The sequence below is a fragment of the Bacillus sp. NEAU-Y102 genome, assembly GCF_054788175.1.
On sequence record NZ_JBTWFK010000006.1, the window covers coordinates 204416 to 218468 of the forward strand.

General features: G+C 38.1%; 19 protein-coding genes. 2 read left to right on the forward strand and 17 right to left on the reverse strand.

The genetic code is table 11. The annotated features are described in order from the left end of the window. Positions 1–7 precede the first annotated feature (7 nt). The 9 genes from ACYFX0_RS17120 to ACYFX0_RS17160 form a co-directional block, all read right to left on the reverse strand. On the reverse strand, positions 8–400 hold the full coding sequence (locus ACYFX0_RS17120) for an ATP synthase subunit I (protein WP_071728322.1): 393 nt from the start codon (positions 398–400) through the stop codon (positions 8–10). Beyond that, entirely contained in the window at positions 400–624 is a 225-nt protein-coding gene (locus ACYFX0_RS17125) for an AtpZ/AtpI family protein (protein ID WP_001171223.1), read from the reverse strand. Before ACYFX0_RS17125 ends, ACYFX0_RS17120 begins: the two co-directional genes overlap by 1 nt. A gap of 26 nt (positions 625–650) precedes the next feature. Beyond that, entirely contained in the window at positions 651–764 is a 114-nt protein-coding gene (locus ACYFX0_RS17130; RefSeq protein ID WP_000232961.1) for a DUF4024 domain-containing protein, read from the reverse strand. Positions 765–1143: 379 nt separating this feature from the next. Continuing rightward, a complete protein-coding gene (gene upp, locus ACYFX0_RS17135; protein ID WP_000517539.1) occupies positions 1144–1773 on the reverse strand; it encodes a uracil phosphoribosyltransferase in 630 nt (209 codons plus the stop codon). A gap of 272 nt (positions 1774–2045) precedes the next feature. Then, positions 2046–3287: a serine hydroxymethyltransferase gene (glyA, locus tag ACYFX0_RS17140; protein ID WP_000349800.1), complete on the reverse strand. Its 1242-nt coding sequence runs from the start codon at positions 3285–3287 to the stop codon at positions 2046–2048. A 253-nt stretch (positions 3288–3540) separates the two neighbouring features. Then, entirely contained in the window at positions 3541–4113 is a 573-nt protein-coding gene (locus tag ACYFX0_RS17145; protein WP_460271019.1) for a TIGR01440 family protein, read from the reverse strand. A 66-nt stretch (positions 4114–4179) separates the two neighbouring features. Continuing rightward, positions 4180–4623, reverse strand: coding sequence for a ribose 5-phosphate isomerase B (gene rpiB / locus ACYFX0_RS17150; protein ID WP_000869542.1), 444 nt, complete (start codon positions 4621–4623; stop codon positions 4180–4182). Between the two features lie 96 nt (positions 4624–4719). Further along, complete coding sequence (locus ACYFX0_RS17155) at positions 4720–5160, reverse strand: low molecular weight protein arginine phosphatase (RefSeq protein ID WP_460271022.1); 441 nt, start codon at positions 5158–5160, stop codon at positions 4720–4722. Between the two features lie 242 nt (positions 5161–5402). Next, positions 5403–5900: a PTS sugar transporter subunit IIA gene (locus tag ACYFX0_RS17160; RefSeq protein WP_000473666.1), complete on the reverse strand. Its 498-nt coding sequence runs from the start codon at positions 5898–5900 to the stop codon at positions 5403–5405. Positions 5901–6287: 387 nt separating this feature from the next. Between ACYFX0_RS17160 and ACYFX0_RS17165 the strand changes: the two genes are divergently transcribed. Then, positions 6288–6674, forward strand: coding sequence for a DoxX family protein (locus tag ACYFX0_RS17165; protein ID WP_000968613.1), 387 nt, complete (start codon positions 6288–6290; stop codon positions 6672–6674). A 158-nt stretch (positions 6675–6832) separates the two neighbouring features. Continuing rightward, the gene (locus ACYFX0_RS17170; protein WP_000949048.1) at positions 6833–7444 is read left to right on the forward strand and encodes a flavin reductase family protein; all 612 of its coding nucleotides are present in this window, start codon (positions 6833–6835) and stop codon (positions 7442–7444) included. 575 nt (positions 7445–8019) lie between these two features. Here ACYFX0_RS17170 and ACYFX0_RS17175 read toward each other — a convergent pair. The 8 genes from ACYFX0_RS17175 to prfA form a co-directional block, all read right to left on the reverse strand. Next, the gene (locus tag ACYFX0_RS17175) at positions 8020–8298 is read right to left on the reverse strand and encodes a DUF3935 domain-containing protein (RefSeq protein ID WP_000197471.1); all 279 of its coding nucleotides are present in this window, start codon (positions 8296–8298) and stop codon (positions 8020–8022) included. Between the two features lie 84 nt (positions 8299–8382). After that, complete coding sequence (locus ACYFX0_RS17180) at positions 8383–8511, reverse strand: hypothetical protein (RefSeq protein ID WP_261981994.1); 129 nt, start codon at positions 8509–8511, stop codon at positions 8383–8385. A 19-nt stretch (positions 8512–8530) separates the two neighbouring features. Beyond that, positions 8531–9079: a manganese efflux pump MntP gene (locus ACYFX0_RS17185; protein ID WP_000142476.1), complete on the reverse strand. Its 549-nt coding sequence runs from the start codon at positions 9077–9079 to the stop codon at positions 8531–8533. 77 nt (positions 9080–9156) lie between these two features. Continuing rightward, a complete protein-coding gene (locus tag ACYFX0_RS17190; protein ID WP_000557357.1) occupies positions 9157–10197 on the reverse strand; it encodes an L-threonylcarbamoyladenylate synthase in 1041 nt (346 codons plus the stop codon). A 108-nt stretch (positions 10198–10305) separates the two neighbouring features. Beyond that, positions 10306–10764, reverse strand: coding sequence for a GNAT family N-acetyltransferase (locus ACYFX0_RS17195; RefSeq protein ID WP_000758437.1), 459 nt, complete (start codon positions 10762–10764; stop codon positions 10306–10308). Between the two features lie 49 nt (positions 10765–10813). Next, positions 10814–11677, reverse strand: a complete 864-nt coding sequence (gene spoIIR / locus ACYFX0_RS17200; protein WP_142399126.1) for a stage II sporulation protein R — start codon at positions 11675–11677, stop codon at positions 10814–10816. Between the two features lie 112 nt (positions 11678–11789). Continuing rightward, positions 11790–12641 carry a peptide chain release factor N(5)-glutamine methyltransferase gene (gene prmC, locus ACYFX0_RS17205; RefSeq protein ID WP_001267022.1) on the reverse strand — a complete coding sequence of 284 codons (852 nt, stop codon included), beginning with the start codon at positions 12639–12641 and terminating at the stop codon, positions 11790–11792. Beyond that, positions 12641–13708 (reverse strand): peptide chain release factor 1, encoded by a 1068-nt coding sequence (prfA, locus tag ACYFX0_RS17210; protein WP_000887066.1) that lies wholly within the window; start codon positions 13706–13708, stop codon positions 12641–12643. The genes prmC and prfA overlap by 1 nt, the downstream gene beginning before the upstream one ends. Between the last annotated feature and the right edge of the window lie 345 nt (positions 13709–14053).

A 14053-nucleotide genomic window follows, 5' to 3' on the forward strand; every position in this document is an offset into this window, starting at 1 on the left:
TAGTAATTCACCTCTCTTCCCTGCTCTTATACTCTAAATAAAGAAAATCTATGATCATGACAAGGTATCCTGTCAGCAATCCTACACCTAAGCCCCACATCGCAATTAACTCTTGATATTTGGCTGCAAATAAAATTAATAACCCAATCGTGGCGAATCTTGAATATGTACTTACAGCTGTCGCCTTAAACTTCACGTTTTCTCCATTTGTTACGCGATCTAACAGCTTGTCTGTTCTACGTGCAATGATGCGCAAACTAAGAAAACTGAAAATCGTTCCGATAATCAGCCCAAGAAATACATCCTTGTAAGAGCTAAATCCCCATCCTAGCACTAGAAGCGCAAGCAAGTAGTACATATATTTCTTTTGTCTTTGGACAAGTCCATGTACGTCTATCATCATTGCTCTCCCGAATAGTAATGTCGAATGAGTCGAATCATTGCGTATACCCCTGTTCCTAACCCGAGTAATAACCCTATAATAAGAAACAATGGAAACGTTCCAACCTTATTATCAATCCACTGCCCACCAAAGATTCCAACAAGTATAGAACCGACTAATTGAGCAAGAATTCCTGACATTAAAGCATATGCTTTTATATGGCTGCGATCGTTTTTTTGCAAGGATTCATCCCTCCAATATGTAACCCTCATTCACGATGTGTTAATAATAACTCATTTTTTTGCATAAATCCTATACAAAACAAAAAGTTTACATTTTCGTCACGGAATAGATGTATTTTTGTCACTGAAAGCCCTACCATCTATCCCCGTTGTTAGCATACAATAGGGTATTAACAGTGTCAACGAGAAATCGTAAAAAATCTAAAAATTTGAGTATTAGGCATTTCCTCCCAAAAATGAAAACGTTCCCCTTCTAAATACTGGTTACATATATGCAATTTCTAACAGTTTTCTCTTTATAATAGAAGGAAATGTTCACAAGTTTGTCACTATTATATTTTCGAGATATAACGCTTTTCTTCCATAATATAGTGTTCCTCAGACGTAAGACTTCTATATTATATGTGATGTGTATGCAACTTATGTTGTATATACGATGTATATTTATCCTCTCCCCTCCCCTACTTGCTTACAGCAAAAAAAAACGAGCAGGGGAATCTCCCCTGCTCGTCAGTTGTCTTACTTCGTTCCGAATAAACGGTCACCAGCATCACCAAGACCTGGTACTACATATCCGTGGTCATTTAATTTCTCATCTAATGCTGCTACATAAATATCAACATCGGGATGTTCTTCTTGTACTACTTTTACCCCTTCTGGAGCTGCAACGATACACATTAATTTAATTTGTTTCGCACCGCGCTTTTTCAGAGAGTTAATTGCTTCAGCCGCAGAACCACCTGTTGCTAGCATCGGATCTAGTACGATAAAGTCACGCTCTTCTACATCCGTTGGAAGTTTCACATAGTATTCTACCGGTTGCAATGTTTTAGGGTCACGGTATAAACCAACGTGTCCTACTTTTGCTGCTGGAATTAATTTCAGAATTCCATCAACCATTCCTAAACCTGCACGTAAAATCGGAATTAAACCAAGTTTTTTACCAGCGATCACTTTTGTTGTCGCTTTGCTTACAGGCGTTTCAATTTCAATATCCTTAAGCGGAAGGTCGCGAGTAATTTCGAAAGCCATTAAGCTTGCTACTTCGTCCACTAATTCACGAAAATCTTTCGTACCTGTATTCTTATCGCGAATATATGTAATCTTATGTTGAATTAACGGGTGATCAAATACATACAGTTTTCCCATGTGAATCTCTCCTTTAGATGATATTCATGCGTTTGCACGCTTTTTTACACTATTTACGATTGTAAAGAAAACGCTACTAATATTCAAGGGCAAATTTGGCAAAATCATGATTTTACGATGAATCTATCTAGTATCTTTACCAATTATGGGAGCTGTATCCTTCATTATATCGCCAAAATTTATTCATCATTTGTATACATACTTTAAAAATAATATATGTCCACAAAAAAGACTGCCAAAACAATTACGTTTCAGCAGTCTTCTTCAATCTATTATAGATTTGGATACATTGAGAATTTGCTCGTTAACGCTTCTACACGCTTACGTGCTTCTTCTAATGCAGCTTCATTTTCATGATTTTTTAATGTATAAGCAATAAGTGACGCAATTTCATCCATTTCTTCTAAACCGAAACCACGAGATGTTACAGCTGCTGTACCGATACGTACACCACTTGTTACAAATGGGCTTGCTGTTTCAAATGGAATTGTATTTTTGTTCACTGTAATACCAACTTCATCTAATACGTGCTCTGCTACTTTACCTGTGATTTCTAGGTTACGAACATCAATCAAGATTAAGTGATTGTCTGTTCCGCCAGAAACAAGTGTAAGTCCTTCTTTTTGAAGACCTTCAGCTAAGCGGTTCGCATTGTTAATGATATTTTGTGCATACGTTTTGAAATCCTCTTGAAGTGTCTCACCAAACGCAACAGCTTTTGCAGCGATTACGTGCATAAGTGGGCCACCTTGAATACCAGGGAAGATTGATTTATCAATTTGTTTTGCAAACTTCTCTTCACATAAAATCATACCACCGCGCGGACCACGTAACGTTTTATGTGTTGTCGTTGTAACGAAATGTGCATGTGGTACTGGATTTGGATGTAAGCCAGCAGCTACTAAACCAGCGATATGTGCCATATCCACCATTAAGTATGCACCCACTTCATCTGCAATCTCACGGAATCGTTTGAAATCGATAACACGAGGGTATGCACTTGCACCTGCAACGATTAATTTTGGTTTATGTTCTTTCGCTTTTGCTAATACATCATCGTAATTAATACGGTGAGAGTCAGCATCCACGCCATATTCTACGAAATTATATTGTACTCCACTGAAGTTAACAGGGCTTCCGTGTGTTAAGTGACCACCATGAGATAAATTCATACCAAGTACTGTATCGCCTTGCTCTAAAATTGTGAAGTATACTGCCATGTTCGCTTGTGCACCAGAGTGTGGTTGAACGTTTACGTGCTCTGCGCCAAAAATTTCTTTTACGCGATCACGTGCGATATCTTCTACTACGTCTACGTGTTCACAGCCACCATAGTAACGTTTTCCAGGATATCCTTCAGCATACTTATTTGTTAAAACAGAACCTTGCGCCTCCATTACCGCTTCACTTACAAAGTTTTCCGAAGCAATTAACTCAATCTTTGAACGCTGTCTTCCTAGTTCTGCCTCAATTGCAGCAAATACCTTTTCATCTTGACGTTTTAAATGATCCACCAAAATCCCCCTTTTCTGAACGAATTACATCGATTCCCAACAGTTTTTTCTCATTTATTCAGAAAAAACGAAAATTCAGGTTGTAATTCTTTCGAACCTTCATGTTTTCAACTACATTCTAACATGACTTTCTATATCATAAAAGAAAAAAAAGACCGAAAATCGGTCTTTTCTTTCTTCTACTATAAAGTCAGACAACATACCTTTTATCTTATGATAAACAGCTACTATATGACTTCCTAATTTCTCATATTTAACGGCAAGTGGTAGTCTCTTCCGTCACCGCGTAAACAGCACGTGCTCCACCAATTAGTTTTCCACGTGTTTTGGCCATCGTTACATGCGCACTTCCAATTGCCTTCACACTTGTACGAACCGGAACAGCTACATGTTTTAAATGCATACCAATAAATGTATCACCAATATCCATTCCTGCATCTGCTTTAATAAACTCAACTACTACCGGATCTTTCAAATTGTGATACGCATATGTCCCCAATGCACCACCTGCTGATCTAACAGGCGTAACTGTTACAATTTCAAATTGATATTTTACCGCTACTTCTCTCTCAACTACTAAAGCACGGTTTAAATGCTCACAACATTGAAACGCTAATTCAATACCTGTTCGCTCTTGAAATTGTTTTAACTCAGAAAAAATCGCCTCTGCTACTTCCATCGTTCCTGATGTTCCAATTCTTTCGCCTAGCACTTCGCTCGTGCTACAACCCACTACAAAAATTTGACCGCTTTGTAATGAAGCTTGTTCTTGGAAATCAGAAAGCGACATTTGTAGCTGTTCTCTTACTTTTACGATTTCTGTCATTACGCCTCTTCCTTTCACAGGTTGGTTCACCAAATTATATTTCACACTACTAATAGTTAGAATCTATTACTTTGTTTCGTATGTTTTAATTTTTCCTACGCGGTTTTCGTGACGACCACCTTCATAGTCAGTTGTTAACCAGATTTTTGCGATATCACGCGCTAGACCAGCACCAATTACACGCTCGCCCATTGCTAGCATGTTAGTGTCATTATGCTCTCTCGTTGCTTTCGCACTGAAAGTATCATGAACTAACGCACAACGGATACCATTTACTTTGTTTGCTGCGATTGACATACCAATGCCTGTCCCACAAACTAAAATACCACGATCTACTTCACCGTTCGCTACCATTTCAGCTGCCGGAAACGCAAAGTCAGGGTAATCAACAGAACCAGCTTCACATTCACAACCTAAATCAATATATTCAATATTTAACTCTTCTAATAAACTTACAAGTTCTTTGCGGATATTCATACCGCCGTGATCAGATGCTATTACTACTTTCATTTTTACCCCTCCAAAGTTTCAATCAATTATCTTCATTTCACACTCGCTACCTCAATAGGACGAAGTGATCTCCAATATCGTATTATACACGAAACATCAACCTACTGAATGTTTTTTCAGTAAAGTTTGTACAAGTTTTTCCATCTCATCTAACGTTTTTTTATAAATAGAAAGCGAGCCTCCAAATGGATCTGAAATGTCCTTACCTATACCTTCAGTTAATCCATATAACGTATTCAATCTCTTTTCAACACTCGGATAATGCCCAAGTACAATGTGTTTATGATTTTCTGTCATCGTTACGACAATATCAGCCCAATCAAGCAAAGTTTCGTTTACTTGCTGCGCGGCATGATTAATTGAAATCCCTTTTTCAGCTAAAGCTTCCTTCGCATATACCGATGCATCGCTCCCAGGATAGGCGAAAACACCGGCAGATTGCACTTCAAACCTATCTCCTCCGTGATGACGAAGCAACGCCTCAGCCATCGGACTACGACATGTATTGCCAGTACAAACAAATAACACTCGTTTCATCCAACCCCACCCCTATATTCGATTTCTTACCACTCATCATAACTTACATTAGAATAGAACAAAAGAAATGTGAATATACAAAAAGCGCAGTTCTCTTATATTTTTTCTAAGAAAAATGCGCCTTATCCACATATATGTGAAACCCTATTTCCAAGTGCCCAGAGTATTTTAACATACCTACTGAATATGCAACAAAAATAAGGAATCCATTTCATACGAAACGGATTCCTCTTATACAGCAATTATTTCATTGTAACTTTCATTACTTCTGTTGAACCTTTTGTAGCTGTTACGCCTACAGTTGTCTTAATAGACTCAGCTGCATCTGTGTTTGTAATAACGATTGGAGTAATTGTGCTTTTCGCTTTTTCACGGATTAATTCTAAGTCGAATGAGATTAATTTATCTCCAGCTTTTACAGCTTGGCCTTCAGAAACGTGAGCTTCGAAACCTTCGCCTTCCATTTTTACAGTTTCTAATCCAACGTGGATTAAAATTTCTGTGCCGTTTTTCGCTTTAATTCCGATAGCATGTTTTGTGTGGAATAATTGTACGATTTCACCATCAACTGGAGATACAACTACACCTTCAGTAGGATCGATTGCAACACCGTCACCCATCATACGACCAGCGAATACTGGATCTGGTACTTCTTCAATATTTTTCACTGCTCCAGTTAATGGAGCTACGATTGTTTCTTCATTTGTTTTTGAACCAAGACCAAATAATTTTTTAAACATAGGATAGTCCTCCTTATAATTTACCTAAAAGTTTATAGGGCAATCCCTAGTAAAGCTCGGGATACATGTAAGACTTCATACTTCGAATATTATACTGTAAAAACGCTTTCGAAATAAATTACGTCATTACTAATAGACTCTTATTGTAGCGCTTCACAAAATTCCAGTCAATTCTGATTGTCTGAATAACAATAAGAAGTTAACTTCTATTTATATTTTCTCTTTTTTTGCCCAACTTGTCTAGAGGTCTTTACTACATTTTGTTTTTTGTTGTTAATTTGTAAAATTTAATTCAAACTTTTTTCAAAATCCGCTTGACTAAAGTAAGTAACTATTTTATCATTACTTACATAAGGTAAGTTAATAACTTTTAGGAGGTTTTTAAAAATGATGGATTTCGGTCTTCTTATTATTCGTCTTATTATAGGAATTACATTCATGGGTCATGGTGCTCAAAAATTATTTGGTTGGTTCGGCGGTTACGGTTTAAAAGGAACAGGTGGCTGGATGGAATCAATCGGTTTACGTCCTGGTGTATTTATGGCATTTATGGCTGGTGCAACTGAATTACTAGGTGGTTTCTTATTTGCATCAGGTATTTTCATTATAGTTGGCTCATTATTTATCGTTGGAACAATGTTAATGGCTATCTTCACTGTTCACGGGAAAAATGGTTACTGGGTGACACAAAACGGATATGAATATAATTTAATGTTAATCGCTGTTGCTGTTGGTGTAGCTTTAATCGGACCTGGCGCATACGTTTTACTTTAATTTTCATCTCAATCTTGAGATTCTTGAAAAAGAACTTACTTCATTACAATTGAAGTAAGTTCTTTTTATGAAACAAAATATTATTTCCAGCAGGATTTTCTCACCGATATCTTGTAAACAAACAATAAGTATTCATATTTAGAAAGGGGATTACAAGCATGTTATCCATTAATCCAAATGAACAAACTGAAAAAGATAATTACAAATTACTTACTGGAAGTATCATCCCTCGCCCTGTCGCATTCGTTACTTCTGTAACAAAAGACGGTGTATTAAACGGCGCACCATATAGTTATTTCAATATTGTCGCTGCTAATCCACCACTTATCTCTGTTTCTGTACAACGAAAAGCCGGAGAAAGAAAGGACACTTCCCGAAACGCAATTGAAAAAGGTGAATTTGTCGTACATATTTCTGACGAATCATATGTAGCAGCAATTAACGAAACAGCAGCTAATCTCCCGCCAAATGAAAGTGAAATTGAACTAGCAAAACTAACACCAATTGAAAGTGAAGTCATCTCTGTTCCAGGTGTAAAAGAAGCAAATATTCGAATGGAATGTATATTAGAACGTGCAATTCCACTTGGTGGAACAGAAGACTCACCAGCTTGTGATCTACTAATTGGACGCGTCGTTCGTTTCCACGTTGCCGAGCATCTATATGAAAAAGGGCGCATTCACGCAGAAGGACTCAAACCAATAAGCCGCCTAGCAGGACACAACTATGCAAAATTAGGAGAACAATTTGAACTGGTTAGGCCAGTTTAAAAGCGGAAGCGGCTCGTTCAGAATGAGAGGGGGATGGAGCTTCTGACGTAGAGGCGCTTTTTGCCTCATAGGAAGACGCGAAGCCACCGACCATTCTAGCCACTGGAGCTGGATAAATATCTAAAAGCGGAAGCGGCTCGCTCAGAATGAGAGGGGGATGGAGCTTCTGACGTAGAGGCGCTTTTTGCCTCATAGGAAGACGCGAAGCCACCGACCATTCTAGCCACTGGAGCTGGATAAATATCTAAAAGCGGAAGCGGCTCGCTCAGAATGAGAGGGGGATGGAGCTTCTGACGTAGAGGCGCTTTTTGCCTCATAGGAAGACGCGAAGCCACCGACCATTCTAGCCACTGGAGCTGGATAAATATCTAAAAGCGGAAGCGGCTCGCTCAGAATGAGAGGGGGATGGAGCTTCTGACGTAGAGGCGCTTTTTGCCTCACAGGAAGACGCGAAGCCACCGACCATTCTAGCCGCTGGAACTGGATAATATCTAAAAGCGGAAGCGGCTCGCTCAGAATCGATTCCTGCCATCACTCAAACATAAAAATCCCCTGCTTTTTAGCAGGGGATTTTATCATTGTAATTCTTCCTTCTTTTCCTCTAAAGTAGGGAGTTTTTCTTTTTTCGGTTTCCCTAGCTTAATTACGAAGAAGTATAGGGAAAGCAGCGTAATAAGAAAAACAATTAAAAACGGGTACGGAGAGTAAAAAGCACGCGCCGCCTCAGTCTTTCCCGCAACAAATTTCAATGACTCAATATCTAAAAACTCAGCAAACATTTGTACACCGAGCATACTAAACCAAAAAACAAAAAAACTAATAATAATACCAAAAACTTGCTTCAATCTTGTCATTCATCTCATCCTTTCTATATGTGTAATTTTTTAGCGCAATCAATATAGTACAAACAAAACTATGCACAGAAAGGAGCTATCTTACTATTCGCGAATTAACTTAATCCAACCTAAAATTACAATTTGCAAAATAATACCCCAAATTATAAGCCTTCTTAGCCATCGAGGAAAGAAGGTTAAAAACTTAACATACCATTCCAATAGCTTGTTCATAATTCCCTCCTACATAAAATTATATAGGAAAAAGGATATATAATCCAAATCCAACTAGAATGATGCCACCTACTATCTCGCCATATGTACCGAGCATATCTTTCGCATGTCTACCAATTAATAAACCAATCCACGCTAACAACATGCTAACAAATCCAAAAAGTAATATCGTAATGATTGTTTGTGCCCCATAAATACCAAGACTAAGCCCTACTGAGAAACTATCTATACTAACGCCAAATGCAAATACGAATAAGCTAATTCCAATAGGGACAGTTCTAGTCTCTCCATTTTGTAAAATGGTCGAATATACGATATAAAAACCTAGTCCGATTAATAAAATAGCACCCGCAAAATGTGCAATATCTCCATACTTCTCTGATAAAAAACGACCTAGTACCATCCCTATAAACGGCATAATAATATGAAATATCCCTATCGTCATACCAATATACAGGATTTGTCTTAACTTTAGGGGCATCATCCCCATACCAAGACTCACCGAGAACGCATCCATCCCTAAGGCGAATGCCATAATTATTAAAGGTATTAGCTGTTCAAACGTCATTCATGCCCCTCCTTGGACGTGCTACTTCACAATATGCTTATCCAAGGAGAAATATTCTGTTTGCTAACCTTACCTTATCATTCAATAATAATATGATGTCCTGCCGCTTTTGTTAAACGATTCATAATAGCATTTCCTATTCCTTCATTAGGGAACGACTCACTAAAAATAACATCCACTTCACTTGCATCAAATGTTCTAAGTACATCATATAATTTAGTCGCAACGCTAGCTAAGTCACTTCTAACACCACAAGACAATATAACATCTGCGTTATATACATGCTGATACTCTTCCGTCGTTAATACGCCTACTTTAAATCCTTCTTCCTTTTTCTCATCCACAAGTTGCTGAATAAACTCACGTGAGCCCTCAACAATACTAAGTGGTGCTTTCGGCGCATAATGTGTGTATTTCATTCCAGGTGATTTCGGTTTTTCCTTCTCATCCTTTAAAGCTGGATCTAAAGAAACGGTACCTATCACCGCTTCTAATTGTTCTTTCGTAATCCCGCCTGGACGTAATATTGTTGGAACCGTGCTTGTACAATCAATTACAGTTGATTCAACGCCTACTCCAGTTGCACCACCATCAACAATACCTGCAATCTTCCCATTCAAATCTTCATATACGTGAGAAGCTAGTGTTGGACTTGGACGCCCTGAACGATTCGCACTTGGTGCCGCAACAGGTACATTCGCCTCTTCAATAAGAGCAAGTGCAACTGGATGATCAGGCATTCTTACCCCAACCGTATTAAGTCCCGCCGTCACCCTCTCTGAAATCCCTTCTTTTCTCGGCAAAATAATTGTTAATGGTCCTGGCCAAAAATGCGCCATTAACTTCTCTGCAACTGGTGGAATTTCTTTCACAATCCCATCTAACTGAGATTTTGTACCTATGTGGACAATGAGTGGATTATCACTCGGTCTTCCTTTCGCTTCGAAAATTTTCGCGATTGCTTCATCATCCATCGCATTTGCACCTAACCCATATACTGTTTCCGTAGGGAAAGCAACCGCCTCATTTTCTCTTAATAATTTTGCTGCTTCTTGTAACTGTGGATAATATTTTTTTCTTTCCACAACATTATCCACAACCCACATATTTGTATGCATTTTTTTCCACGTCCTTTTCTACCCTTAAATACTTGTCTATTTTTAGTTTACTATGAGATTTATCCAAAAGACAAACAAGGTTTATCCACAAAATGTGGATAAACCCAATTAATCCGTGGATAACTTTGTGAATAGCTGACAATTTAGTATTATTGCATTCTGCTCTTTTATATTTTTACAAAAATGTTCTAACTGTTGAATACCCTCTGGAACCTCATCCTTTTCTATAGTAAAAAAGTCAAAGAACTGAAAGATCGGTACAGATTGTGGATGGTTTGTTAGTAAGTACAATTGTTGAACACTTTTTTCTTTCATATACTGCAAAAACATTTCAAAAAAATATAAGAAAGTCTGTTTATCCACATGAGGTGTGAATAAACAAGAACGAATAAGTACATCTTCCCCACTTTGTTCATAACCAATTACAGCTCGTATTTCTTCCGCCTCTTCCAAAATCATAAATTGTGCGTACAACTCATTTATTTTATCATCTTTTTTATTAGCTTGTCCGAAAAAAGAATGTAATCTTTCCACATCTGCTTTCGTAGCAAAATACACTTTCTTCATAATAAATCCCTCCTCATTTTTATATATGAGGAGGGATTTATTAATAGTACTATTTAGAGAATAAAGATGTAAAAGCTTCTACAATAAACAATTTAACTTCTGGCTTTTCTTCTTCCTCTTCTACTTTTACATACTCATTTTGCTTTTCTTGTTTTTTCTCCACAGGTTTCTCCACTTTTTCCACAGTTTTTGTTTCTTCTTCACTTACAGGCTGCTCTTCGACTTTTGTTTCATTTTTTACTACTTTCTTTTCAGAAGCTGTTACTTCTTTTACTACTTCCTGTTTTACAACTTTCGTTTCTTTAACCTTATCCACTTTCTTCTCTTCTGTATCTACTACTTCTTCATCTAGTTGTTTCACCTGTTCCTCTTCAGGAGATTCCGCCTTCACAACGTGCTCTTCTTTTCTTACAGCTGTCCCACTCGAAAAATCTAAGAAACACATTGGTGGAAATAATACACACCACCAGTTCGCCCCTTCACCTTCTCCAATTGTGATCAATACTGCTTCATATTCTCCTGCTGGATAAATAAAATTCCCATATACCTTTGTAGGAAACTTTACATTCTTACTAAATTTCACTTGAAATGATTCTTTACTTCCTTCCCTTTTTAACGTATTTTCCACCGTTTTCTCGATTTCTGGAATATGACTTTGAATTACTTTGCGTGCCTCTTCAAATGAAGTTAAATCCGCTACCCATCCATCAATTTGCGCTTTTACTTCATCACGCACTTTACGCTTTAATGCTTGGTCTTTATCTGAATCGCTATTTGCTAAAATTCGTAATCGAACGGCCTCTTTCGGAATAACTGAAGGCCCTTTCGCATCAGCTTTCATATATCCAAACTGCACAAGTAACTGTGCACCAATTAATAATATAAGAAGATAAGCAATAACTTGTTTTTTCATTTCCTCCACCGTCCCTTCTACAAACAGTGTGGACAGACTTTCATATTTCTAAACTATTAAATTCAAAATCTATATGAATTTTCCCACAAAAAAATAGAGTAAGGTGTGAACCTTACTCCATCTCTGCAAATACCATACGATCTTTTCCGTTAATATCAAAAACAACCTCAACATGAGCATGTGGAAAAGCTTGTTGTAACAATCTTTTTACATCCTCACCCTGTCCTACTCCAATTTCAAACGCTACAATTGCTTTCTCCTGCAACACATTCGGCAATTCTTCCATAAAACGGCGATAAAAATCTAATCCGTCTTCTCCACCAACAAGTGCTCTCTTCGGCTCATGCTCTTTCACAACAGGAGAAAGACCACGCCAATCCTCTTCCGGTATATATGGAGGATTTGAAACAACAACATCTAGCTTTTGACCCGTTTTATCAAATGGTGACAATAAATCACCGTGATAGAACGTTACTTCTGCACCTAAAGCTTTTGCATTTTCTTTTGCAACTTCAATCGACTCTTGTGCAATATCTACTGTATACACGTGAAGATTTTTATTTTCTAAAGCAAGCGTAATAGAAATCGCTCCACTACCTGTGCCTATATCTGCTACATGTAGTTCCTTGTCACCAAAATGGCGCTCAATTCTTTCTAATACTCCTACTATAAGTTCTTCTGTTTCCGGTCTTGGTATTAATACTTCTTCATTCACAAAGAACGACCGGCCATAAAACATTTCATAACCAATCATATATTGAATAGGAATACCTTCTACATGCTTGTGGATAAACTCCGTAAAGCTTGCCTCTTGTTCCTCATTTATTTCTTCACGCATATTCATAAGTAATCCTGTTCTGTTCATCTTTAATACATGACAAAGGACAATTTCTCCCGCATTTTCATCTCGTCCATTTTCCTGTAAAAAAGAAGAAGCCCATTTCAGGGCTTCATAGACACGCATTACTCAGCTGCCTCCATCCTTTGAGCCTGATCTTCCATCACTAAGGCATTGATGAAATCATCTAACTTACCTTGTAAGATTTGATCTAGCTTTTGAATCGTTAAACCGATTCGATGGTCTGTAACACGGTTTTGCGGGAAGTTATACGTACGAATACGCTCTGAACGATCGCCCGTACCAACAGCTTGTTTACGGTTTTGATCATATTCAGCTTGTGCTTCTTGTCTAAACTTATCATAAACACGTGCGCGTAATACTTTCATCGCTTTTTCTTTATTCTTAATTTGTGATTTCTCATCCTGACAAGATACAACTACACCAGTCGGTAAATGTGTTAAACGTACCGCTGACATCGTTGTATTAACACTTTGTCCACCAGGACCACTAGAAGCGAATGTATCAACACGAACATCTTTCTCGTGAATGTCGATTTCTACTTCTTCTGCCTCTGGTAATACAGCCACAGTTGCTGTAGATGTATGAATACGTCCACCAGATTCCGTTTCAGGAACACGTTGTACACGGTGAGCACCATTCTCGAATTTCAGCTTCGCGAAAGCACCTTTACCGTTAATCATAAAGATAATCTCTTTATATCCACCTAACTCTGTATAGCTAGCCTCGATAATTTCTGTTTTCCAACCTTGAACCTCAGCATAACGGCTATACATGCGGTATAAGTCACCAGCAAATAAAGCGGCCTCATCGCCACCAGCAGCCCCACGAACCTCAACGATAACGTTCTTATCATCATTAGGGTCCTTTGGAACTAGTAAAATTTTCAGACGTTCTGATAACGTTTTTTCTTGTGATTCTAACTCAGAAACCTCTTCTTTTACCATGTCACGCATTTCTGCGTCTAACTTCTCTTCTAACATTGCTTTCGCATCTTTTAATTGCTCACGAACATCCTTATACTCACGATACACCTCTACCGTTTCCTGTATATCAGACTGTTCCTTTGAATATTCACGAAGCTTATTTGTATCGCTAATAACCTCTGGGTCACTTAACAATTCATTTAACTTCTCATAACGATTTTCTACAGCTTGCAAACGATCTAACACATCATTCACCTCTACATCCTAGTATCTAATACAAATAGTATATGGTACTTACTCAAAAAAACGCAAATTATATTTAAAAGCGTAAGCGGCTTGCTCAGAATCGCAGGCCATTGGAGCTCTCGACCTTGAAGCGCTTTTTGCTTCGAGCGAGAGAGTGAAATGGCCGGAGATTCTAGCCGCTGGAGCTAGATAATATTTAAAAGCGTAAGCGGCTTGCTCAGAATCGCAGGCCATTGGAGCTCTCGACCTTGAAGCGCTTTTTGCTTCGAGCGAGAGAGTGAAATGGCCGGAGATTCTAGCCGCTGGAGCTAGATAATATTTAAAAGCGTAAGCGGCTTGCTCAGA